This is a genomic window from Marinobacter sp. E2, assembly GCF_055755345.1.
Map to the genome: position 1 here is coordinate 3,599,657 of NZ_CM146911.1, position 22,926 is coordinate 3,622,582.

19 protein-coding genes are annotated in these 22,926 nt (G+C 61.9%); 8 read left to right on the forward strand and 11 right to left on the reverse strand.

What is annotated here, in order from left to right:
• Positions 1-125: 125 nt before the first annotated feature.
• Positions 126-1,949 carry an ABC transporter ATP-binding protein gene (locus tag AC0J1C_RS16430; protein WP_473044850.1) on the reverse strand — a complete coding sequence of 608 codons (1,824 nt, stop codon included), beginning with the start codon at positions 1,947-1,949 and terminating at the stop codon, positions 126-128.
• Between the two features lie 144 nt (positions 1,950-2,093).
• Between AC0J1C_RS16430 and AC0J1C_RS16435 the strand changes: the two genes are divergently transcribed.
• Positions 2,094-3,548: a hypothetical protein gene (locus AC0J1C_RS16435; RefSeq protein ID WP_473044851.1), complete on the forward strand. Its 1,455-nt coding sequence runs from the start codon at positions 2,094-2,096 to the stop codon at positions 3,546-3,548.
• 133 nt (positions 3,549-3,681) lie between these two features.
• Here the strand turns inward: AC0J1C_RS16435 and AC0J1C_RS16440 are convergent, their stop codons facing one another.
• On the reverse strand, positions 3,682-5,130 hold the full coding sequence (locus tag AC0J1C_RS16440) for a rhomboid family intramembrane serine protease (RefSeq protein WP_473044852.1): 1,449 nt from the start codon (positions 5,128-5,130) through the stop codon (positions 3,682-3,684).
• A gap of 326 nt (positions 5,131-5,456) precedes the next feature.
• Here AC0J1C_RS16440 and AC0J1C_RS16445 point away from each other — a divergent pair, with 326 nt between their 5' ends.
• Positions 5,457-5,897 carry an OmpA family protein gene (locus AC0J1C_RS16445; protein WP_473044853.1) on the forward strand — a complete coding sequence of 147 codons (441 nt, stop codon included), beginning with the start codon at positions 5,457-5,459 and terminating at the stop codon, positions 5,895-5,897.
• 89 nt (positions 5,898-5,986) lie between these two features.
• Here AC0J1C_RS16445 and AC0J1C_RS16450 read toward each other — a convergent pair whose 3' ends face one another.
• The 5 genes from AC0J1C_RS16450 to AC0J1C_RS16470 all read right to left on the reverse strand — a co-directional run bounded on the left by AC0J1C_RS16450 (position 5,987) and on the right by AC0J1C_RS16470 (position 10,200).
• Positions 5,987-6,388 carry an MAPEG family protein gene (locus AC0J1C_RS16450; RefSeq protein ID WP_091988680.1) on the reverse strand — a complete coding sequence of 134 codons (402 nt, stop codon included), beginning with the start codon at positions 6,386-6,388 and terminating at the stop codon, positions 5,987-5,989.
• A 2-nt stretch (positions 6,389-6,390) separates the two neighbouring features.
• Positions 6,391-6,633, reverse strand: coding sequence for a GlsB/YeaQ/YmgE family stress response membrane protein (locus tag AC0J1C_RS16455; protein WP_091988683.1), 243 nt, complete (start codon positions 6,631-6,633; stop codon positions 6,391-6,393).
• A 95-nt stretch (positions 6,634-6,728) separates the two neighbouring features.
• Positions 6,729-7,427, reverse strand: coding sequence for a lysophospholipid acyltransferase family protein (locus AC0J1C_RS16460; RefSeq protein WP_473044854.1), 699 nt, complete (start codon positions 7,425-7,427; stop codon positions 6,729-6,731).
• 47 nt (positions 7,428-7,474) lie between these two features.
• Entirely contained in the window at positions 7,475-8,062 is a 588-nt protein-coding gene (locus AC0J1C_RS16465) for a class GN sortase (protein WP_091988689.1), read from the reverse strand.
• A complete protein-coding gene (locus AC0J1C_RS16470) occupies positions 8,059-10,200 on the reverse strand; it encodes a marine proteobacterial sortase target protein (RefSeq protein WP_473044855.1) in 2,142 nt (713 codons plus the stop codon). Before AC0J1C_RS16470 ends, AC0J1C_RS16465 begins: the two co-directional genes overlap by 4 nt.
• Before the next feature lie 191 nt (positions 10,201-10,391).
• On the opposite strand from AC0J1C_RS16470, the gene pdsR reads away from it, so the two are divergent.
• Genes pdsR through AC0J1C_RS16485 form a run of 3 tightly spaced genes read left to right on the forward strand, consistent with a single transcriptional unit; the run spans position 10,392 to position 14,462 of the window.
• Complete coding sequence (gene pdsR / locus AC0J1C_RS16475; protein ID WP_091988695.1) at positions 10,392-11,093, forward strand: proteobacterial dedicated sortase system response regulator; 702 nt, start codon at positions 10,392-10,394, stop codon at positions 11,091-11,093.
• 3 nt (positions 11,094-11,096) lie between these two features.
• The gene (locus AC0J1C_RS16480; RefSeq protein WP_091988698.1) at positions 11,097-13,124 is read left to right on the forward strand and encodes an ATP-binding protein; all 2,028 of its coding nucleotides are present in this window, start codon (positions 11,097-11,099) and stop codon (positions 13,122-13,124) included.
• Between the two features lie 15 nt (positions 13,125-13,139).
• Positions 13,140-14,462, forward strand: coding sequence for a DUF3422 family protein (locus tag AC0J1C_RS16485; protein ID WP_473044856.1), 1,323 nt, complete (start codon positions 13,140-13,142; stop codon positions 14,460-14,462).
• A 3-nt stretch (positions 14,463-14,465) separates the two neighbouring features.
• Here the strand turns inward: AC0J1C_RS16485 and AC0J1C_RS16490 are convergent, their stop codons facing one another.
• Entirely contained in the window at positions 14,466-15,245 is a 780-nt protein-coding gene (locus AC0J1C_RS16490) for an ATP-binding protein (RefSeq protein ID WP_473044857.1), read from the reverse strand.
• 87 nt (positions 15,246-15,332) lie between these two features.
• On the opposite strand from AC0J1C_RS16490, the gene AC0J1C_RS16495 reads away from it, so the two are divergent.
• The 3 genes from AC0J1C_RS16495 to cysK all read left to right on the forward strand — a co-directional run bounded on the left by AC0J1C_RS16495 (position 15,333) and on the right by cysK (position 19,804).
• On the forward strand, positions 15,333-15,776 hold the full coding sequence (locus AC0J1C_RS16495) for a methylglyoxal synthase (RefSeq protein ID WP_473044858.1): 444 nt from the start codon (positions 15,333-15,335) through the stop codon (positions 15,774-15,776).
• A gap of 74 nt (positions 15,777-15,850) precedes the next feature.
• Positions 15,851-18,760 (forward strand): transporter substrate-binding domain-containing diguanylate cyclase, encoded by a 2,910-nt coding sequence (locus AC0J1C_RS16500; RefSeq protein ID WP_473044859.1) that lies wholly within the window; start codon positions 15,851-15,853, stop codon positions 18,758-18,760.
• Between the two features lie 72 nt (positions 18,761-18,832).
• Positions 18,833-19,804, forward strand: a complete 972-nt coding sequence (cysK, locus tag AC0J1C_RS16505) for a cysteine synthase A (protein ID WP_375193956.1) — start codon at positions 18,833-18,835, stop codon at positions 19,802-19,804.
• Positions 19,805-19,875: 71 nt separating this feature from the next.
• Here cysK and AC0J1C_RS16510 read toward each other — a convergent pair whose 3' ends face one another.
• The 3 genes from AC0J1C_RS16510 to AC0J1C_RS16520 form a co-directional block, all read right to left on the reverse strand.
• Entirely contained in the window at positions 19,876-20,454 is a 579-nt protein-coding gene (locus tag AC0J1C_RS16510; protein WP_375193957.1) for a porin family protein, read from the reverse strand.
• A gap of 182 nt (positions 20,455-20,636) precedes the next feature.
• Entirely contained in the window at positions 20,637-21,923 is a 1,287-nt protein-coding gene (locus tag AC0J1C_RS16515; protein ID WP_473044861.1) for a glycerophosphodiester phosphodiesterase family protein, read from the reverse strand.
• Positions 21,924-22,040: 117 nt separating this feature from the next.
• Positions 22,041-22,916: a DNA ligase gene (locus AC0J1C_RS16520; RefSeq protein ID WP_473044862.1), complete on the reverse strand. Its 876-nt coding sequence runs from the start codon at positions 22,914-22,916 to the stop codon at positions 22,041-22,043.
• Positions 22,917-22,926 lie beyond the last annotated feature (10 nt).

A 22,926-nucleotide genomic window follows, 5' to 3' on the forward strand; every position in this document is an offset into this window, starting at 1 on the left:
GGCGCTCTCTCAGAATCAGTGGCGGCCGAAACGACCGCCGGACAGGAACCCGTGGCAGCTATTACGGTCGCCATAAGCGACAGATCAGTTTTTGTTGTAATGAAAAGTAAACTTTAACGGGTGGGTCAGAGCTGGCGCTCTCCGTATAGCTGGGCGTACAGACCTTCCCTGGCAATCAGTTCATCGTGGCGGCCTTCCTCAATAATGCGCCCGTCCTCGAAAACACAGGCCCGGTCTGCCTGTTTTACGGCGCTTAGCCGATGCGCAATGATGAGTGTGGTGCGCTGTTTGAGAAAGGCCTCAAGGTCCCGGTGCAGCTGGTATTCGGTTTCGGCGTCCAGAGCGGAGGTGGCTTCGTCGAGAATCACCACCGAGGGATCCGACAGGATCATGCGGGCAATGGCCAGGCGCTGTCGTTGCCCGCCCGAGAGGCGCACACCCTGCCGACCAATGATCGTATCCAGCTGCGCCGGCATGGCCGCCACCGTGGCATCAAGCTGGGCAATGCGCAGGGCCTCCCAGAGCTCGGCATCCGGCTTGTCCCGGCCCAGGGTCAGGTTCTGGCGCACGCTGTCGTTGAACAGCGCCGGATGCTGGAGCACCGTGGCAATATGCTCACGCAGGCATGGCAAGCCGATGCGCTGGACCGGTACGCCATCGATCAGGACCTCACCCTGCTGCGGCGTGTACATGCCCAGGATCACCTGTATCAACGTCGACTTGCCGCCGCCGCTGGCGCCAACCAGTGCCACCTTCTCGCCCGGCGCCAGCTCCAGGTTGATACCCCGCAACACCTCCTCTTCGCCATAACCGAAGTGGATGTTGCGCAGCGACAGACCCACGGTGTGCCGACCGCGAAACGGGTTTTCCAGGGCCGGGTAGCGGGGTTCCTCTTTCAGGTCCAGCAACCGGTTGATGCGCGCCAGCGCGGCATTGGCGGCAAACCAGGCGTACTGCATGTTCAGCATTTCCTGCACCGGCGTAAGCATGAACCAGAGGTAGCCGAAGATGGCGAACATCATGCCGATGCTCAGGTCGCTGAACAGTACGGTGACCATGGCCGCCGCCCGGAACGCATCCACGCCGAACTGGAACAGCGCAAAACTGGCCCGGCTGGCGGCGTCGCTGCGCCATTCGAACTGGATGGCGTGGTCGCGCACGTTGCGGGCCCGGTCGATCAACTGGCGCAGGTAGTGTTTTTCACGGTTAGCTGCCCGCAGCTGGTGGATGGCATCCAGCGTTTCGGTGAGATCGCCCTGGAATGCCTCGTAGGCACTGTTCTCACGGCGCTTCAGTTCCTTGACGCGTTTACCGATCAGAATGGTGGCGAAAATCACCAGCGGGTTGAACAGCAGGATCAGAAGGCCCAGTTGCCAGTGCACCCAGAGCAGTACGGCAGCGGTGCCCATGACCGTCAGGCTGGCCACCAGGAAGCGGCTGATGGTGGTGCCGAGAAACTGGTCCACCGTATCCAGATCGGTGATGAAATGGCTGCTGATGCCGCCGGAACCCCGGGTCTCATACTCGGACATGGCCACCCGTTGCAGGCGACCCAGCAGCCGGGAACGGATGCGGAACACCACATCCTTGGAAACCTTGGAAAACTCCCGGGACTGCAGCACATTGAAGGACAGCGCACCAAGACGCAGCAGGAACGCCGCCAGCACCATCAGGCCGATGTACACCACCGGCATCTGCCAGTTTTCGGGCAGCAGGGAGTCCATCACCGGCAAGACCGGCCCGGGCTCGTCCAGCAGAACCTCATCAACCAGCACCGGCAGCAACAACGGCACCGGCACACTCATGATCGTCGCCATGATTGCCAGCAAATTGGCGCGCACCAGCCGTGGCTTGTGCTTGAGCGCAAGCCCGAAGATGTCCCGCCAGGTATACCGCTGCCGGATTTCGCGGGTGTCGGTGCCGGCGTCGCTGTTCCGGGGATCTGCCAAACAACCTCCCAATAAACGGATGTGCCCGGTTGGATACGCGCGGGCGCTGACAATAGTCTACCTGTTAACTGGTTTGCTGCGATCAAAAGCCAGTTCTGTCATCATGTCCCCACGACTTTCTGAAGGACCAGGACCCACGCCTCTGTGAAACACGACTGCCATTATCATCCCGGCGACCCCGCCAAATGGCACTGCGGCGAATGCCAGATTCATTACTGCAGCCGCTGCATGCCCGACGCCGACACCCGCCAGCGGCGGGCCCTGTGCCCTCACTGCAGCAAGGCGATGCGATACCTGGGCGCCGCCACCGAGGTGGTTCCCTTCTGGCACCGACTGGGGGCGTTCTTCCGCTACCCGTTCCATACCGATCCGCTGATCGTGATTGCCATCTGCACCCTGGTGCCGGTGGTGGCTCCGGCCAACCTGGTCGGCATCCTGATCTGGCTGGTGCTGGCGCTGGCCCTATTCAAATACACCTACGCGGTGATCAACCACACCGCCGAAGGTCACCTGAAACCGCCGGCAGTCTCGGTGGCCTTCACCGGAAGCGGCTTCGACATCGTCATCCTGCAGTTACTGGTATTCGTGCTGATGGGCGGACTGGTCGCCTCTGCCGCCATGATCGGTGGCCCGATTCTGATGCTGCTGGCGCTGGCCTTCGTGGTGCTGGCACTGCCGGCCAGCATCATGGTGTTGGCGATGGAACGCTCGGTGGGTGCGGCGGTGAACCCGATGAACCTGGCGGTACTGATCTCCCGTATCGGCACCCCCTACTTCCTGCTCTACGGCTATCTGATCCTGCTGACCCTGGCCTCGGGCGCGGCCCAGGATTTTGCCGTCAACCACTTCCCGTTCTGGGTGGCGCAGCCCCTGGCGGGCTTCCTGAACAGTACCTTCACCCTGATCCTGTTCCACATGCTCGGATACCTGCTGTTCCAGTACCAGGAGGAGCTGGGCTTCGCCTCCGACATCCAGGACGAAACCGCTGGCCAGGATACCCACCAGCGGGATCGCAGCGCCCGGTTCGACGCCGACCTCGACATGAACCTGAAGGACGGCAACTACGACCGGGTGCAGAGCATGCTCAAAGAGGCCCTGAAGCGGGACCGGGACAACGCCCTGCGCATCGGCCAGTTGTACCAGCTGCTAACGGCCCGCAACGACACCGAAGAGCTGTACCGCTACCACCCGCGCATCCTGGGCTGGCTGGCCGACCGCAATGACGGCGAGGGTATCGCAAGGCTCCTGGCCACTCTGGTGGAGGCCGAACCCGGCTTCAAGCTCGAGGACCCGGACCTGGCGGTGCGCTGCGCCCGGGCGCTCTATCACCGCGGCCAGTTCAAACCGGCCCTGCGTTTGCTGCAGGATTTTCACAAGCGCTTCCCGGACAGCGACCAGCTGGCACCGGCCTACCTGCTGGTGGCCCAGACCCTGGCCAACGGATTATCCCAATGGGAGAAAGCGATGGCCTTCCTGACCTTTATCCAGAAGCGATGCGTGAACCACCCGCTGCATGAGCAGATTGCCACTTACTTGCAGCAAGCCGAGAACAGGGAGCCGTTGAAAGGGCCCAAGGCGTCGTTTTCAGTTCAGGATTAATCGAGGTCTATGGCAGGGTATGGCAGCGGGCTTCCCAAAACCGTGCGGAGCCATGGATGGCGGAGCCGAGCGTACAGGGACGTATTTACAGCGTGTTTTGGGAAGCCCACTCCCATACCCTGCTTCCCCGAGGTCAGCTCGCCTGCAACAACTGCCTGTAGTGGCGAGCCTTTGGCGCCATCTGGCGCTTTTCGAACTCTTCCACCAGCAACCGGCAGGCCTCGGTTGTGAGCAACTGATCGCCGGTGCTTTTCAACCGCTCGAAGGCTTTCTCGGCGGCTTTCAGGTCGTGCTGCTTCAGGCTGGTGAACAACACCCGGTTGTGGTCCTGGGCCGACAGTGGCTTATGGCTCTCGCCTTTGCCGAGGTATTCCTGCCAGATGGCAATCATCTGTTCCGGCTGGTGACGACTCAGGGCATCGTTCATCAGTTCCCGGGCGCGCTCCCGGTACTCCGGCAGGTCCGGCCGGAGTTTGGCGAGCTGGTACAGATGCTCCAGCAGAAAGTGGCGCTCCGGGTAGTGTTCGCGCAGGGCCTCGAACTGGCGGCGGGCCAGGTCAAAATCCATGCGGCCGAGGCTGGCCATGGCCTGGGCGTAGCCGGTGGTAAAACGGGCGTCCTGCTCCTCTTCTTCGGGCTCGAAAAACTCCTCGCGCACCTGCAGCCAGCTTTTACCCAGCAGCCAGACCAGGCCGGCACCGGCGATCAGCCCGCCGGCGTGGGCCATGTAGGCGATACCGGTGGCCCCGGCAAACCAGTAATCGTAGATTTCCTTGCCCAGCCACACCGGGAGCAGGGCGATGGCCGGGGCCCGGAAGTAGTTGAAGTAGACGCCCAGGAAATAGAAGAAGCGGATCTTTTGTAAACCGTAAATGGCCACGTACATGCCCATCAGACCGGAGATGGAGCCAGAGGCGCCAACCAGGGGCACATAGCTGCCTGCGGAAAACGCGGTAAACACCAACCCGGACATGGCCCCGCACAACAGGTAGGCGAGCAGGAACCGGCCAGGCCCGAGGGCTTTCTCAACGGTAAAGCCGAGCAGGAACAGGAACACCAGGTTGCCAATGATGTGGCCCCAGCCGCCATGCAGGAACTGGTAGGTAATCAGGGTGTACAGCGACAGGTCGGCGGGCACCAGCCCCAGTTGCTGGGCACTGAGGGTCTGAATGTAGGCCTGTTCGATGGCCAGGCGCTGTTCCTGCCAGTAGGCCCGCTCGCTGGCCGCCCAGATTATGTCCTGGTTTTGCAGCAGGTATTGGTAGAACTCCCGGTCCATCAGCAGGTTGATGGCCAACCAGAGGTTCTCGTCGTTTTCCCGCAACTCCTGGAACTGCTGCAGTTCGTAGATGCGGCTTTCCTGACCTTCAAACCGGATCTGTCGCTGAAGGTAGTCTTCGTAGGCCGGCGCCTCCAGGAGGTGCAGGTCGGCTTCGAGGTAGCTTTCAACGGCCTGTTCGAGCTTGCGGCTGTCGGCACCCTGGTAGAACAGGAACACCAGCAGGCAGGCCAGCATCAGGCCCAGGGTGACCCAGGGTGGGCGTTTCCAGTTGACGGCGTTTTCGGCGGGGATGATCAGCATGGGCGGTCACATTTCATCATTATCGGTCCTTGATTGTCTGCTTTTTTACCATAGCCACGCCTTCTTTTCGCGTTCAAATGGAATCCGGCGCAGAGGTCACACCGGGTCAATCGGGGAAATGTGCACCGCTCCACAGAGTGGATAGCTGCCACCTGCCGGGCTTCACTGTCATGCCATCGTCATGGCAATGCCATTTAATCGGGGCCGGCAAGCGTGTGTTTCGCGGGGGCCTTATCGACCAATCGCCAATTGCCGTTATTCCCGCATCCACCAATAGTGACCGGGAATAACAAGAAAAACCGGATACCTGAAACAAGGATTCTGAGATGACCGTACTCGTATTGGACAACCCTGAACTGATCGCCAAGGCCGCGATGGCATCCGGCTTCCTACCTGCGGCTTTCGAGTCCGGCAGTGCGCGGCCTCACCGCATGAGGTTCCACTACGGCTTCAACCGCCACGCCCTGGAAGGCAAAGACCTCGAGATCATCAAGCAACACGCGGCGTACCTTGTGCACAACCCCACCACCATGGTGCGCATCCACGGCCACTCTGACAATTTTGGTGGCGAGGACTACAACCGGTTCCTCTCCCGCCTGCGTGCCAATGCCGTCGCCCGTGTGCTGATGCAGGAGGGCGTGCCGGAGTCCCGCATTATCATGAGCCACTGGGGCTCCTCCCGGCCGTTGGCCACACCGGAGGATCGCGCTGCCAATCGCCGCGTGGAACTGGAGTACCTCACGGTGGATGTGGCGCAGGCGCTCTAGGCCGCCCGGCAAATCAGACCGACAAAAAAGGGGCCGAAGGGCCCCTTTTCACTTTCGCTTATCGCACGGCCACCAGGCCGCCGCGATCGTCAGCCGTACAGGCTCCAGACATTCCATAGCAGGAAGATGGCCGTGGCCAGGATAGCCAGCCATGTGAGCACAATGCCGATCATTCGCGCCTTGTGGGGCCCACCACGACCATTAATCATGCCCCAGGCGTGGAGAATACGGCCGACCACCAGGGCCATGCCCGTCCAGTAGATCAGGCCACTGGCCACGCCATTGAGCTCGGCGATAGCCAGCATGATCAGACCCAGGGGGGCGTATTCCACCAGATTGGCATGGGCCCGGACCGCCGCCTCGAAATCCCGGTCGTCGGTCACGCCCATGCCCTTGCGATACTTCAGCCGGAACTTGACGACCTGGATCGACAACACCAGCAGCAGAATGCCGGTGACGGCAGCGAACACTCCGGTAACAGGTACGATCATGCTCAGCCCTTCTTGATCTTGCTGACAATGGCGAGCAGCAGAATCGCACCGACGGTGGCGGTGACCAGTTCACCCACGGCTCCCTGGGCCGCCAGGCCCAGCAGGCGAAATACAAAGCCGCCAATCACCGAGCCCACAATGCCAATGCCGATGTTGGCCAGTACACCAAAGCCACGGCCTTTCATGATCAGACCGGCCAGCCAGCCGGCGACACCACCGATGATAAGAAACAGTATCAGATTCATTGCTTGCCCCTCCCTGAGGGTCGTTGGACGAAAGAATCAGTCCCGCAAAGACTGCACTGTTTCCAGTGGTGCATCAAGCACTTCGCCACAGGTACTCAGAGCGAGGCGATGGCCTGCGCCATCTGCTCGTGGCATCGAGCCATGAGCTGCGGGATGTCTTCCACGGAGAGGCCCTCAGTTTCCACGGGCGGCAGGATACGAATGGCGACCGATTCACGGCGTCCGCTCCAGCCAACCGCCTGATCCCGGTATTCCTGGGCGCAGACCATGGTGATGGGCGCGCCGGCGGCTACGGCGGCATGGAAAGCGCCTTTCTTGAATTTCTGCAGACCCCGGCCCCGGCTCCGCGTGCCTTCCGGAAATACCCAGAGGCTCTTGCGCTCCCGGGCAATGGCCTGGCTGGTGGCCTGCATCACCGCAACCGCTTTTTGGGAGCGACCCCGGTTGAGGATAACGTTGCCCCCCAGCCAGAACACCTGACCGAAAAAGGGCACCCAGACCAGGGAGGATTTCCCGACGGTGACCGTCCTCGGCGGCAGCAGGTCGCCCATGACGAACAGGTCGTCGTTATGCTGGTGATTGGCGATCACCACAGTGGGGCGGTCCTGGGGCATGTTTTCCCGCCCTTCCAGAGGACGCTCCATACCCAGCAGTGCCCGGCCGATGCGGGCAACGGCGGCACCGAGCAAACGGTTGTTATCGGGGTTGAAAGGCCGTGCCAGATACAGTACCAGCGCAATCAGGCAAATGACCGGCACGCTCACCCAGGCCAGCAATTTTCTCAGAACACCCATGCAAAACACTCAGCAATCGAACAAAGGCGCACAAGTGTACGCCAAACCTAGATACCAGCAACAGTTTCAATTTGTTCGCGCGTGTGGTCGAGCGCCGAGGCCCGGACCACGTATCGCAAGGGGCCGCCTGCGTCGATGCCATCGAAGGGGTAGCAGGTAATCAGCAGCAACGCTCCCTCCGGCAACTGCTCGGTGTCAATCAGCGTCGAGCGGCTGTCCACCACCCGGGATCCGTCCACCCGATAGCGACGCCAGCGGCCCTGCTCACCCTGGAGCCTCAGTTCCTGGCCCGGCTCGAGGTTCGCCAGCCCGCGGAAATGCGTATCGCGGTGACCAGCGATAACCACCGGCCCCCGATCACCCTTGCCGGCAAGCAGTCCCGGACCAAACGCCAGGCTTTCACCGCTGGTGTCTGCGAGCACAATGACCGACTCATCAAGCGCCGGCATGGCCAGCCTCGCCACCGGCCAGGTATCTGCCCACGGCCAGGGTCGGGTCTGCGACTGGCGCGCCTGGCTCTCGGCCCAGGCCAGCTCCAGCAGCTCCTGCGCCACTACAGCTTTCAGGGGAATCCAGAGCCCGAATACCAACAGCGTAGCAGAGCTGGTGAACAGCAGAAGCAACAGGCGACTCATGGGGATGCCCTCCGGTTCAGCATCAGCAGGGCCAGGGAGAACATCAGCCCCACCAGCCCCAGGGCCAACAGCAGGGGCGCCATGGTGGCGGTTTGTGGGTAACGGAGCATGCCCTGGGAACTGCCGGCGGGGAGCAGCGTCGGGATCTGGTCCGAGACCAGTTCCGATTCGGCATTCCGGCTTTGAGATGTATCCACTGCAACAAAGCTCGTGTAAGGCGATATCAGCCCGTGCTTTACCGCCAATCGGGTCACCGCGTCTTCATCAACGTCGACACCGGACACGGTTCCTGCATCCAACAGACTGTCGAGCTTTTCCCTGGCCCAATGCCGGTGTAATCCCCAGCCCGGGGCCGCCTGCTGCAGATCCAGGGACTGCTCCCAGACTGTGCCGTCCGGCGACCGGCCCGACACCCTGAGCAGACCCTGCGGGGGCACGCCCCGGACCACACTGATCAGGGGTTCTCCCTGGAACAGGTCACCCACCCGCGCCGGATAGCTTTCAGCCGCTGCGACGGCATCGGGCCACTGCAAACGGATATCGGTCAGCACCGGCGCTTCCATGGCGGTGAACAGGGCCTGGAGCGGGCCGCCAAGGTCGGATGGCCCACGGATGGCGGTGTAGGTGCCCCGGCCCCACCGGGCGGCCTCACGCATGAAATGACGATTGGGTGCCGAGCCGATACCCACGGTAAAGAGCCGGCGATTGCCCAACTGCTCCCGAATCTGGCGGAACAGAGCCGCCTCATTTCCAACGGCGCCGTCGGTGATGAACACCACCTGGCGCACACGGGGGCCCGACTCCGCCCCGTCCCCGGAATTCTGCAGCGCCAGTGCCAGCGCCGGTGCCATTTCCGTCCCACCGTCGGCAGCAAGCTGGCCCACGTAGCCGCGGGCCCGGGCCAGGTTATTGCCCGAGGCCGGCATCGGAGCCATGAACAGGGAATGTGTCTGGCTATTGAACTGGATGATATTGAACCGATCCTGGCGTGTGAGGGTGTCCAGCCCCGCCTGCAGAGCCGCCCGCGCCTGCCGGATGGATTCGCCGGCCATGGAGCCGGAGGTGTCGATCACAAACACCAGGTCCCTGGGCAGTGACGATTGACCAGCCTGCCCCGGCAACACCATGGCCATGAGGTATTCCTCGCCCTGCCAGGATTGGTGGAACACCGCCGCCGAGGGCGCATTACCGGCCGAAGGCCGCCAGCGCAGCACGAAATCCCGGTCCATCAGCGTGTCTCCACCTGCGGGTGACACCATAAACCGAGTACCCTCCTGGCCGGTGACCAGGGCATGGGTCGGACTGGTGACCCCGGCCAGTGGCAGTCCGGGCTCCAGGATTACCTCAATGGACGCCCGGTGACTGTCATTGGCCACGTCCTCTGGAGCAACCGTAAACGGACTGATGGCCCCCGCATCCGGGACTTCGGTGGTTGGCAGGGCCCAGCCGCCCTGCCATGTGGACGGTGACTGACTCACGGGCTGGCCGGGCATGTACCGGGGCGTCAGGGTGGTGGGCAGCGTCAGCTCGAACACACCGGCCTGATAACGCACCGGTTGCTGGTAACGAAGCTCTACCGTTACCGTCTCGCCGGGTGGAATGTTCGCAACCCGCGCGGTGAACAGATTGGGCCGCTGTTGCTCCACGGCCGCCGCATGCTGCCCGGCCTGCCTGGCCTGTTCATAGGTCTTGCGGGCCTCGGCCCTGGGCAACACCCTGCCCTCCACCGTCCGCTCACCGACGGTCATGGTCAGTCCGTACACCGACGCCTTTGCCGGCAGGGGGAACACAAAGATCCCCTCACGCCACCGGTCGCTGGTATTCCTGAACTGTCGCTGTAGCCGGGTGTCGGAAATCAGGCCACCGACCCGCACCCGGAAGTCACTGTCCAGCACCAGCGCCGGCTCCTGCCATTGCCCCTGGCCATCGACAAAATGCAACTGGCCGGCGCTCTCTGCCTCGCTTGCCTCGGCGTAAAGAGGATGAACAAACAGCATCAGCAAAACCGCCAGCCACAGGCTGACACCCTCTGCCGTGCGCCTGACCCGGCGGGATTGACGCGCCTCGTTCCGGGCAGAACGCAGGCAGGGTTGGCTCAGCACCGGTGTCGGGGTGGGGATGAAACGTGAAAGCATCATGACAGAGTCCTTGTGAGTGCATGACTGGGCAATGACACCCATTCCAGCAACCCCGGAAGGAACCCCCGTGTCAGAAAGCGGCAAACCGGCGACCCAAAAATGATGAATTGTGGCAACCAGCCCCTTCGGCCTTGTGCTCCAGTAGTGGCGTGGTTAAATAGGAACCCATCGGCCAAGGAAACCGCCGCATCATGAAAAAACACCTGGTACTGATTGAGGACGAGCCGGCCATACGCGACAACTACCGGGCGGCCTTTGAGCGCCGGGGCTATCGCGTGACGGCCCATGGTGATCGCGCTGCAGCCTGGCAGTCCTTGCGCCAGGGTCTGCCAGACCTGGCGATTATTGACGTTGGCCTGGGCGACGAGCCCGAAGGCGGCTTTACCCTGTGCCAGGATCTCAGACACTTGTCTCCCACCCTGCCCATCATTTTTCTGACCGCCAGAGACAGCGATATTGATTCGGTCCACGGTCTGCGCCTCGGCGCCGACGACTATGTCACCAAGGACATGAGCCTGGACCACCTGCTGGCCCGGGTAACCGCCCTGCTGCGCCGAGCCGATGCCTGGGCCGAAGCCCTGCAAAAGCCCGATGAAGTCCTGCAGCGGGGTCGCCTCAGCCTGAATGTCGACCGGATGACAGTGGCCTGGGACGATAACCCCATTGACCTCACGGTTACCGAGTTCTGGATGCTGCACTCCCTGGTTCAGCACCCCGGTCATGTCCGCAGCCGGGAGCAGTTGATGGACGCCGCCAGCACGGTGCTCGATGACAACACTGTGACCTCCCACATCAAGCGCATCCGTCGCAAGTTCCAGCAACTGGACGACAGCTTTGACGGCATCCAGACCGCCTATGGCATGGGCTACCGCTGGAATGCCCGTGAGGTCTGATCCTTGAACCTGAAACGCCAGCTGTTCGTTGCCAGCCTGTTGATGCTGCTGATTCCCTGGGCCGGGCTGCAGTTTGTTCTGGAACTGGACGATGCCCTGCGCCAGCAGGCCCGTCAGCAGCTTCAGGAACAGGCGGTGCGCCTGGCCGATGTGGCAGGCGACGCCCTCGTGGGCCTGGACCCGGTCGCGCCGGGCCAGCCGGCCATTTATGTGAAATCGCTGACCGGAACCCTGAATCTTGACGGCTACGGTGACGACTGGCCCGGATACGAGGAGGACGGCGGCCGCGCCGAGTGGCAGAGCCAGGCTACGCCCGGTGCTGACAAACCAACCCTGCAGTGGCAGGCCGCAACGGATGAACGGCACCTGTACCTGCTGATACGGGTGAACCAGCGCCAACCGGTTTTCTTCAACCCGGGCTTGCCCGACCAACCCTACGATCGCCTGACGCTCTGGCTCCAACCGGCCTCCGGAAGCCTGGGTCCGGATGCAGGCCAGGCCTGGCGGCTGCAGACACCGGCGCCGGGCCAGTTCTACGGCCTGTCTGCCACCTCCGGTGCGCCGGACTATCGGGTATCCGGCGTCTGGCAGGGTGCCGGCTCGGGCTGGCAGGTAGAGCTCAAGTTGCCTGTACCACCAGACCGCAGTCGTCTTGGCTTCCGCGCTCAATGGGGTGAAAACCCCGACGAAGCGGTGGCCACCGCCACCGATCCGCTGCCGGTGCTGGTGCGGCGGCAGCCAATGATCGAACGGCGGCTTGCGCCCCGACTGGGCAGTGGGCAGCAGGTGCGACTGATCGAGCCGGCGGGCTGGGTAATCGCGACACAGCAAGGGGACACCAGGGAAATCAGGCCAGAATTCGACACGCTTACACCACTTGAGGTGATTGAGCAGATCAGTCTGAATGCGCTACGGGCGCTGATACGCTTCTACCAGCCGGAACCGGCGGCCATGCCCACCGGCATCGACCGGCTGGCGCCGGAGAGTCTGCCCGATCAGGGCCTGGTGAGGCACGACGACGGCAGCGTCTGGCTGCTGACCACCCGTACCGTGTTCGGCAATCGGACGCTGATTCTCGAACAGTCCATTGATGAGTTACTGACGCTGTCGGGCTCCACACTGGGCTCGGTGATTGCCCGCAGCACGCTGATTATCGTCGCTCTCACACTGGTTCTGCTGGGTTACGCAAGCTGGCTGTCCTGGCGCATCACCCGGCTGGAACGAGCGGTTGGCGCCAGCATCGATGAGGACGGACGCATTACCGGCACCGTGCCGCCGTCACGGGCCAACGACGAACTGGGGCAACTGCAACGCCAGTTCAGCCTGATGGTGGACCGCCTGCAGGGCTACAACCGCTACCTCGAGAGCTTTTCCCGGCGACTCTCCCATGAGCTCAAGACCCCGGTAGCGGTGGTGCGCTCTTCGCTGGAGAACCTGCAACATTGCCAGTCAGACCAGGAGCGACGCCAGTACCTCGACCGGGCAGCCTCGGCCACCGATCGACTGAGCCAGATCCTCAACGGCATGAGCGAGGCGGCCCGCCTTGAACAGAGCCTCGACCACGCCGACAAGGAACCGTTTGACCTTGCCGGGGTGGTTGCCGAAGCCACCGACGCCTACCAGGCGCTGGACAGTTACCATCGCATACAGTTTGTCGGTCCGGATCAGCCCTGCCCGATGCTGGGCTCACCGGAACTGATGGTTCAGCTGCTGGACAAGCTGGTGGATAACGCCCGCGACTTCACGCCCGAGGACGGTCTGATTGAAGTGGCCGTCGGACGGGAGGCCGGCTCGTTGCAACTGTCGGTATTCAATGAGGGGTCCCGACTCCCCGAGGCCCGGGAGACCGATATCTTCAGCCCGTTTGTGTCCCTCCGGGACGGTCAGCAACAGGGTCATCTGGGCCAGGGCCTTCTGATTGTCAGTCTGATTGCGGACTACCACGGAGGCCGTGTGGAGGCGCGAAACCGCGCCCAAAGTGGCATTGACGGGGTTTGCTTCCGGGTTACCATCCCAACTATCCATTCTTGATGACAGGACCGCCCCGTGAGCTCATGCCTGGCTTCTCTCGATATCCATCCGCTGCGAAACGAGTTGTATAACGAGCTGCATTCCCGGCCGTTCCAGGTTCTGCCCACCCCGGCTCGGGTCTCCCAGATCGCGGTGCTGACCACGCCCGAGCAGCGACAGGCGCAATTCCATCACCTCCAGGAGCTTCACCGCCGGCTGGGGCACCCGGTGCCAGAACAGGATGTGAGCTGTTTCGAGCACACTTTCGGCACTCTCTCCTCAGGCACTCTCCGGGTCCGGCGCGAAATGCACATGGAGTTTGCGTCCTACACCTTCATCAATCTGGCAGCGAGCGATCAGGCCCCGTTCCTGGAGACCGGCATCTCACCCCTGCCGGAAGGCTGGCTCGAAGCGCTGACCGGCACCGTGATTGCCGCCTTCCATCTGGATGTCAGGCCTGCCGCCGATGGCACACGGGACGACCTGGACTATGTGCGCAAGCACTTCGAGGGCATGCGGCTGGTCGGCAGCAGCCCCCAGGAAGGCGCCGCACGGGTCTGGGGCACGTTTCGCCTGCACAGCGACGGCTTCGGGCGGTTCATGGTGATGAACCACCACATGTCTGACAGCCAGCTGGGGCGCCTGACCCAGCGGCTGATGGAAATCGAGACCTACCGCCTGATGTCGCTGCTGGCCCTACCGGTTGCCAGGGAGATAACGCCCGCCCTGAACGACATGGACGAGCAGCTGGCGGTGATTACCCGGTCGCTGGCCGAGAACGAGGCGGTGGACGAGGAAACCCTGCTGGCCCGGCTGACCCATATTGCCGCCCGGATTGAAGCCTTCCGGGCCCAGTCCACCTTCCGGTTTTCGGCCACCCGCGCCTACCACCGACTGGTACTGACGCGGCTGGAGGAGCTGAGGGAAGACGAGCTTTCCGGCCACCTGACGCTCACCGAGTTCATGACCCGGCGCCTGACGCCGGCAGTAAAAACCTGCGAGGCCGTCAGTGAGCGCCTGGAGGATCTGTCCCGGAGGGTGGATCGGGCTTCCGACATGATGCGTACCCGGGTTGAGCTCGCCATCCAGAGCCAGAATCAGCAGGTACTGAGCTCCATGGACCGCCGCTCCAAGATCCAGCTGATGATGCAGCACACCGTGGAAGGCTTCTCAGTGGTCGCCATCACCTACTATCTGGTCGGGTTACTGAAACTGGGGCTGGAGTCTGCCCACGACGCCGGCGTCGATTTCAACAAGACCCTCATCCTGGGCATCGCCATCCCGGTGGTAATGGCCCTGGTCTATCTCGGCGTGCGTGTGGTTCACCACCGTTTTATCCGAATGGCCAAACACCAGTAACGGTTAGTGCCCCGGTTTTTCGGCCACCTGGCGGTAGAACTGCTGCGCGGTACGGCCGTTGCGAACGCCCTTGGCAGTGGCAAAGCGAATGGCCTCGCGGTGCAGGGCCTCGCGGTCTGTCACGTTCGGGAACAGGGCATCCACCGCCTGCAGGTAGACGTCCTGGGAAAACGCGTAGAATGACAGCTGCAGACCAAACCGGTCCGCCAGGGACACCTGCTCCTCGATGGCCTCCGCCGGATGTAGCTCGCCATCGCGCATCTCGCTCTTGAGGTTGTCGGACATGAACTCCGGCATCAGGTGCCTGCGGTTGGAGGTGGCGTACACCCGGACATTCTCCGGCGGCAACTCCAGAGAGCCCTCCAGTACGCTTTTAAGGGCTTTGTAGCCGGTCTCGCCCACGTCAAAGGACAGATCATCGCAGAAGATCACGAACCGGAACGGCAGGTCGCAGATCTCGTCCACGATTTCCGGCAGGTTGACCAGGTCATCCTTGTCTACCTCAATCATGCGCAACCCACGTTCCTGATAGCGATTGAGCAGGGCCTTGATCAACGACGACTTGCCAGTGCCACGTGCGCCCCAGAGCAGCGCATTGTTGGAAGGGGTTCCGCTCAGGAACCGTTCGGTGTTCCGGCCCAGGGCCTGCTGCTGCCGATCGATACCGGTCAGATCGCTCCACTGCACGGGATCGAGCCGCCTGATTGGCCGAAGGCCCGACCGATGACGTCGCCAGACCGCCGCCGGCGTGGTTTTCCAGTCAATGGAGTCAGTCGCGGACATAAACCTCTTTCCTATTCCGTCCAGGGCCAGCCTGTGAAACACTGGCCGTTAGCAATCAACCGGTTTGCACAGGAGACTTTACCTCAAATGGCCGTAAAATCCGTCGCTCTGGTGGCGCACGATAACAAAAAGAAGGAACTGGTGGACTGGGTCGCCGAAAACCGCACCCGATTCTCCCCCTTGAAGCTTTATGCCACGGGTACCACCGGTCGCCTGCTTCGTGAGAGCCTGGAACGGGACGATGTGCATTGCCTGCTCAGCGGCCCCCTCGGTGGCGACCAGCAGATTGGCGCCAAGATTGCCGAGGGCGAAATCGACCTTCTGGTGTTTTTCTGGGACCCCCTGGAACCCCAGCCCCACGACCCGGATATCAAGGCGCTGCTGCGCATCGCGGCCCTCTGGAACATTCCGGTGGCCTGTAACCGCGCCACCGCGGAATTCATCCTGACGTCCGCCTACATGACCGATGACCAGCACCAGCCCAAAAAACCTGATTTCTCCGATTATACGGGCCGAACCGTCAGCGCCTGACAATCCGGCAGTGGGCAAGGTCGACGGTTGAGACTACACTGAATGTGTAGCTGTAAAGGACCGTCGGCACCCCCATGAACCGCCCTGCCCATCCCTGTTCGAACCCGTTCGTGAGCGTCGCCGTCTCCATTCTGCTGGCCATCACGGGGCTGCTCGTTTCCGCCTCTGCCCACGGCCAGGAAAGCACCACTCCCATCACCGTCGGCATCGTGGCAGATAACAAACCCTATTCCTTCGTTGAGGGTCGCACGGCCGCCGGTTTTTCCGTTGATATTCTGAGGGACGTGGCGAAGCACTCGGGCCTTGAGTTCACCTTTCGCGCCGGTAGCTGGCCAGAGGTCTACGGGGCCTTCATGCGGGGCGAACTGCAGGTCATCGATGGCATCTCCTTTCGTCAGGACCGCGCACAGCAGATCCTGTTCACCGAGCCCTACCACATTCGCCAGACCTACCTGATGCACGACACCCAACACCCCATAGGCAAGGTGCAATCCATCGAGGATTTGCAGGGTTTGCGCGTGGGCGTGGTCCGGGATGTCTATTACGCCGAGCGGCTGCGTGAAAATGGCATCGAGCACACCAGCTACGACTCCCTGTACAGCCTGATCCGCGCCCTGGCATTCGGCTGGGTGGATGTGATTATCGGGCCAAGGCTGACCCTGCAGTATTACGCCAACGAGGCCGGGTTCCGTTTTCTCGCCATTGCGGGTGAAGCGCCACTGGGCGAGCTGTCCAGGGAGGATTTCCGACTCGGTGTCCTGAAATCCAATGAAGGGCTGTTCGAGCAGATCAAGACGAGTCTCGAGAAGATTCCCGAGAAACGCATTCTGGAACTGCTGGAACGCTGGCAGGAATTCGGTGGCACCCGGCTGTCCGCTTCCGAGGACCTGGTGCTCAGCCCGGAACAGCGCCGATTCATTGCCGAAACCGGGCCGGTGCGGGTCGGGCTCATGCGCGATTATGCCCCCTACAGTTTCGAAAGCGGCACCCGCATCGAGGGCCTGACGGTCGACGTGCTGCACCGGTTGTCCGACCTGACCGGCCTGCAGGTGATCCCGGTGAGCGGTCAATGGGTTGAGCTGCTGCCGCTGTTTCGTGACGGTGAGATCGACCTGCTCGCCAACATGTCGTTCCGCCCTCAGCGCACCGCCTTTACCCGTTATACCGAGCCCTACCACACCATACCGAACGTTGCCTTTACCCTTGATCCCGACCTGGAGTTCAACTCACTGGCCGATTTACAGGGTCGGCGGGTGGCGCTCGGCTCGGGTATCTATTACGAGCAACCGGTTCGCGAGAGGCTGGGCGACAATGCCCGGGTTTTCACCACGCAGGATGCCATGTTCGAAGCCCTCGCCCGGGGCGAGGTGGACGTGGTTCTGGCGGCACTGCCCAACGGCAATTTCTGGATCCGGGAGCTGGGCCTCACGGGTGTGCGCATCGCCGGTGAGCTGCTGCTGGAAGGCCTTCCCGGTGAGGATCTGCGCTTTGGGGTGCGCCCGGGGCTGTCGCCACTGGCCGACATTCTGGACCAGGCCCTGGCCAGTATCAGCGCCGACGAAATGCGCACCATCGAAAACCGATGGCTTGGCGCCAGTAACAGCCGGCAAAGGTCGGCCACGGGCGAAGTGTCCCTCAGTGCAGGCGAGAAACAGTGGCTCGAAGCCCGCGGCCACCGCTTGTCCATGTGCATCGATCCCGATTGGCTGCCGCTGGAAGGTTTCGACAGTGAGGGCCAGCATGTCGGCCTTTCCGCAGAGGTATTCCGCCTGTTTGCGGAACGGACCCCGATCCGGTTCGACGTGCTGCCCACCGACACCTGGCAGCAGTCCATGGTCGCCGCCCGGGAGCGGCGCTGCGACCTCCTGGCCATGGCCATGAAGACACCGGAGCGGTCCGAGTTCATGAATTTTACAGAACCCTACCTGGTGGTGCCCAATGTGGTGCTGGGTCGGATCGAAGCCCCGTTTATTGAACGGGTCGGCGACCTGCGTGGCCAGAAAGTGGGCGTGGTGGAGGACTATGCCTTTGCCGAGTTACTGAAAGAACGATACCCGTCGCTCAACCTGATTGAAGTACCGAACGAACAGGATGGGCTTCGCCGACTGCAACGCCACGAGCTGGACGGGTACATCACGACTTTGCCAACGGCCAGTCATTACATTCAGGACCTGGGCTTTCCCGAACTGAAAGTGATTGGCCGCATCCCGGCGGACTGGTCACTCTCGGTGGCTACCCGCGCGGATGAACCACTGTTGCTGGGCATCATGCAGAAACTGGTAGCAAGCCTCACCGTCGATGAGCGACGAAGCCTGGAGAGTCACTGGCGAAACATCCAGCTGAAACAGTCCGTGGATTATTCCCTGCTCTGGCAACTGGCCCTCGTAGGTGCCCTGATCGCCGTGCTGCTGATTTACTGGAACCGCAAGCTCGGCCGGCTCAACCGGGAGCTGGCCGTTGCCAACGAAACCCTCGCCCGCCTGAGCGTCACCGACGACCTCACCCAGCTGGGTAACCGAAGCTATTTTGATCAGGAATTCCGCAAGAGCTTCCAGTGGTGCCAGCGCCACCACTCCGGGTTTGCGGTGGCCATGGTGGACGCCGATCATTTCAAGCGAATCAACGATACCCATGGCCACGAGGCCGGCGACCTCTGCCTCAAGACCCTGGCTGAAATCATGCGCTCGCACTTCCGGCGCGAGACCGACCGTCTGGCCCGTTTTGGTGGAGAAGAGTTCGTGGTATTTGCCAGCTTTGAAGACCGCGACGAATTCCGTAACCGACTGGAGAGCCTGCGGGAGGCCGTGGCCGCCGCCAGCGTTCGATTCCAGGGTGAGGACATCCGCATAACCATCAGCATTGGCCTGGCTACCGGCAAGCCGGGGCCGGAGGCAACCGCCGCGGAATACCTCCGCCAGGCCGACAACGCCCTGTATCAGGCCAAGCAGAACGGCCGCAACCGGACCGAGGTGCGGGCAATCTGACGCCTGATCGTTACCTGAACGCCACCGGTGCTACTATGCTTGTGGAACAAGGACAACCATCAGGAGACCGCCATGGCACGTATCTACGAGGACAACTCCCTCTCCATCGGTAACACCCCGCTCGTCAAACTCAACCGCGTGAACGACGGCGCCACCATCTGGGCCAAGATCGAAGGCCGCAATCCGGCCTATTCGGTAAAATGCCGGATCGGTGCCGCGATGATCTGGGATGCCGAAAAACGCGGCACCCTGAAACCGGGAATGACCATCGTTGAACCCACCAGCGGCAACACCGGCATTGCCCTGGCCTTCGTGGCGGCGGCCCGGGGTTACAAACTGATTCTGACCATGCCGGCGTCCATGAGCCTGGAGCGTCGCAAGGTATTGAAGGCACTGGGGGCCGAACTGGTACTCACCGAGCCCGCCAAGGGCATGCCGGGCGCCATCGCCAAGGCCGAGGAGATCTTCGCCTCGGATCCTGACAACCATTTCCTGCCCCAGCAGTTCCAGAACCCGGCCAACCCCCGGATTCACGAGGACACCACCGGACCGGAGATCTGGAACGACACCGACGGTGACATCGACATATTCGTGTCCGGCGTTGGCACCGGAGGCACGCTGACCGGCGTCTCCCGCTACATCAAGCACACCAAGGGCAAACAGATCCACACGGTGGCCGTGGAGCCGAGCGATTCGCCGGTGATTCGCCAGGTGATGAACGGCGAGGACCCCAAACCCTCACCCCACAAGATTCAGGGCATTGGTGCGGGCTTCGTGCCCAAGAACCTGGATCTGGATCTCGTGGACCAGGTGGAGGCAGTATCCAATGAGGAGGCCATGGACATGGCCCACCGGCTGATGCAGGAGGAAGGGATTCTCTGTGGCATTTCCTGTGGCGCCGCTGTCGTGGCTGCAGTGAGGGTAAGCAAACAGCCGGAGCACCAGGGCAAGAATATCGTGGTGGTTCTGCCGGACAGCGCGGAGCGTTATCTCTCGTCCGCCCTTTTCGCCGACCGGTTCGGCGAGCTCGAGAACGTGCAATAGAACCTGAGATAGCGATGCAGCGAGGCGCGGTTGCACACCGCGCCTCGCTGCTAACACAGGCAATAGAGACATCAGAACTGATACTTCAGGCCAACGCGACCGGTATCGAACTCCGGCCCACTGTTGGTGACCTGTCCGTTGAAGTCCTCTTCATCCACGTCCACGTTGTAGCGGTTGTACTCGGCAAAGGCCGACAACCGCGGTGTCACCCGGAAATCCACGCCGGCCCCGACAAACGGAGTGACCTCATCGTAGGTTTCACTCTCGTTAAAGGCATCAACATCCAGCGCCGAGGCGAAGGCGCCAGCCTTACCATAGACACCGAAGCTCTCGGTGAGCGGCAGACGACCAACCGCGCCGACACTGACACCCTTGAGCTTGCCTTCTACGTCATCCTGACCGAAGTTGCCAAAATCGATGTACTCCGCCTCAAGGGCAAACAGCGGATTGAACTGATATCCGAGTGCCGCGCCCAGCATATCGTTTTCGTCTTCAAAGTCTCCTCCGTGAGCTTTGTAACCACCGTAGCTACCACTGACATAGGGGCCTGTTTGGTCCCGGTCCGGGCCATTCTGAGCCATGGCGACCGGCATTGTGAGAGCAGAGGCGGTCAGGAAAGCGGCAAGGGAATAGCGGGTTGCGGAATGCATGACGTTCCTCCTGAGGTTGAGATGTCCTGTCCTTACCCGGTATCTGAAAGCTTACTTCCAGATACCTGATCTCACCGTACAGGGGAATCCGACCGGATTGGGTTACGTCCGGACTAAGAATTCGTCATTCGTCGTTCATGAAGAAATGACGATGGGGCGCCCCAACGGAGCGCCCCCAGGGCTCAGCGCTTGACGGTGCTGGCCATACAGTTGGCATAGAAAGTGGTGGTCGCCGGCCAATCCGAGAAGATGCCAATCACACCAACCTCCCGGGCCAGCACGTCAATCACCGTGAGCATATCGTCGTCGTTGTTGATGGCGTCGGTGATGGACTGATAGTACCAGCCACCGCCATTCGACAGGGGGCCGCTGCGCTCCACCGTCCAGGCGATGAGATCAAGACCGGCCATGCGGGCATTATCCGCGTATTCGGAGGGCACGATCTCGCCATAGCTGTCGAGCGTCAGCATTTTCCAGAGAGCCGGGGCCAGAACGTTCACGCCCTGGGCTTTCAGGCTTTCCATGTACGCCAGCGAGGTGTTCTCCGGCGTGGGCGCTGACTGGTCCAGGAACACGGCCTGTTTACCAAACCTGGGGGCCTCGTTTACCCAGAACAGGACATCCGCCAGATTGAAGGACTGGGGCCAGACATCTTTCGGCTTCACCCCGGCATCGATGTAGTCCTGGATCATCTGGCGAGCGTAATCCTGCTGGCTGTAGTCGCCTTCGAACGGCATATCCACCACCGGCGATTTGAGTTCCGGCGTAAACTTCACACCGAGGGCCTTGAACAGCTCGATGCTCTCTTTGTGGGTCATCAGGGTGCCACGACTGGCGTAAAGGTCTGTGCGCCAATCGGCGGTGCCTTTCAGGTACTCTTCGGGCGTTGTCGCCATCGGATTGAACGCATCCATCTTTCCTTTCAGGCTCTTGAACTCGGCAAGCGTGATGTCGCTGGTACGACACTCGGCTTGTGCGGGCGTGCCGCTGGCCGTGTCTGCCGGGACGAACGGCTGCGTGCATTTGGCGTTCAGCTCGGGTACGGCGACGATGTTGGTGGTGGTGTGCAGATCGTTCTGGGCATGTCGGCAGACCAGCTCACGATCCTTGGTGAAGGCCACATCGCACTCGACAATACCGGCGCCCATTCGCGCCGCGGCCACATAGGATTCGAGCGTGTGCTCCGGGAACTGAAGCGGCGCGCCCCGGTGGCCAATGGAGAAATCCGTACGTTTGAGATGCTGGGTGTTGCAGGCCTGCAGGCGCTCTTTCAGAGGACCTTCGTCCATGGCCTGGACCAGCCAGAAGGGTCGCGGGCCCAGTTGAATCGGGGCTTTGGCATCCAGCTGGTGCCATTCGTCCAGCCCCGGGGGAACCCAGGATTCATGGTGAGACTTGCCTGGCGCGGCCTGCGCCACTGACAGGGCAATCGTGCACAACGACAACCCCAGAAACATGCGTAACTTCATAACCAGCTCCTTGTCCAATGAATGATACTGCACAGGCAGTGTTCACACAGAGGATTACGACCTGACGACGTTTCCGTGACCGTCACACTATGGCTGCACGTAAATCCCCGACCGGCGTCAGTAACCACCCAACCCCGCCGCGCCAGTTGGCTCGTCGTCGCGCACACGCAGAAAGCTTGCAAAGCGCGGCAGCCCGGTGGCGGTATGGCCGAAATACTTGAACGTGATCAGTGCGCCAACTGGCGGCGGGGACGCCCTGTCCGCCTCGCTGAACCCGGTCCCTATCCGGAAACGCCGGCCGTTTTCCAGCTCCACCAGCAAAGACCCCATCAGCCCCTGGAATTTGCCTGAACCCGGAAGGTGACGGACCACCACAGCCTCGGCATCCAGGAACTGCTTTACCTTCAACAGGTCGTCGGATCTTCCCGCTTCGTAATGGCTGCTGCCAAGACGCAACATCAAACCCTCCCCGCCGCCCCGGGTGACAGCCTCAAGCCGCGCCATCAGGTTGTCGTGACTGGTTGCCCGGTTCTGCCCGACAATCGACAGAAACGGGGAATCCACACTGGCAACCACTGCCTTCAAGCGCTCCAGGCGTTCATCAAAAGGAACGCTCCGGACAGGAAGGTCAAACACCATGAACCGAACTCGCCGCCACTCCTCATCCACCGGCACCGCCTTGCGTACCACGCCGGACAGCTCGGCGAAGGTTCCCCGGCCCATCCACAACTCGCCGTCCAGCGGCTGCTCCGGAAAACCCCGGGTAAACCAGGCCGGCGCCCGGTACTCATGTCCACCCCGGGAAAGGAATCGATCCCCGGTCCAGAAGGCCCGTACTCCGTCGAGCTTTTCACTGACCCAGTAGCGCTCCAGCGGTACGCCTTTTTCATACACCTTGGCCAATACCAACTCGGGAGGCGCTGCCCGCAATAGGGAAGAAAAAAGGAGGAGAAATAGCACCGCAGGCGCGGCGCCCGAGATGGGGTTATACATGGCAATTCCC

Bases quoted from the DNA above. Each gene is read 5' to 3' on its own strand.
- AC0J1C_RS16440 (WP_473044852.1), bottom strand. From the start codon at position 5,130: ATGCTGATCATCCCCGCCGAAAACGCCGTCAACTGGAAACGCCCACCC.
- AC0J1C_RS16445 (WP_473044853.1), top strand. From the start codon at position 5,457: ATGACCGTACTCGTATTGGACAACCCTGAACTGATCGCCAAGGCCGCG.
- AC0J1C_RS16450 (WP_091988680.1), bottom strand. From the start codon at position 6,388: ATGATCGTACCTGTTACCGGAGTGTTCGCTGCCGTCACCGGCATTCTG.
- AC0J1C_RS16455 (WP_091988683.1), bottom strand. From the start codon at position 6,633: ATGAATCTGATACTGTTTCTTATCATCGGTGGTGTCGCCGGCTGGCTG.
- AC0J1C_RS16460 (WP_473044854.1), bottom strand. From the start codon at position 7,427: ATGGGTGTTCTGAGAAAATTGCTGGCCTGGGTGAGCGTGCCGGTCATT.
- AC0J1C_RS16465 (WP_091988689.1), bottom strand. From the start codon at position 8,062: ATGAGTCGCCTGTTGCTTCTGCTGTTCACCAGCTCTGCTACGCTGTTG.
- AC0J1C_RS16470 (WP_473044855.1), bottom strand. From the start codon at position 10,200: ATGATGCTTTCACGTTTCATCCCCACCCCGACACCGGTGCTGAGCCAA.
- pdsR (WP_091988695.1), top strand. From the start codon at position 10,392: ATGAAAAAACACCTGGTACTGATTGAGGACGAGCCGGCCATACGCGAC.
- AC0J1C_RS16490 (WP_473044857.1), bottom strand. From the start codon at position 15,245: ATGTCCGCGACTGACTCCATTGACTGGAAAACCACGCCGGCGGCGGTC.
- AC0J1C_RS16495 (WP_473044858.1), top strand. From the start codon at position 15,333: ATGGCCGTAAAATCCGTCGCTCTGGTGGCGCACGATAACAAAAAGAAG.
- AC0J1C_RS16500 (WP_473044859.1), top strand. From the start codon at position 15,851: ATGAACCGCCCTGCCCATCCCTGTTCGAACCCGTTCGTGAGCGTCGCC.
- cysK (WP_375193956.1), top strand. From the start codon at position 18,833: ATGGCACGTATCTACGAGGACAACTCCCTCTCCATCGGTAACACCCCG.
- AC0J1C_RS16510 (WP_375193957.1), bottom strand. From the start codon at position 20,454: ATGCATTCCGCAACCCGCTATTCCCTTGCCGCTTTCCTGACCGCCTCT.
- AC0J1C_RS16515 (WP_473044861.1), bottom strand. From the start codon at position 21,923: ATGAAGTTACGCATGTTTCTGGGGTTGTCGTTGTGCACGATTGCCCTG.
- AC0J1C_RS16520 (WP_473044862.1), bottom strand. From the start codon at position 22,916: ATGTATAACCCCATCTCGGGCGCCGCGCCTGCGGTGCTATTTCTCCTC.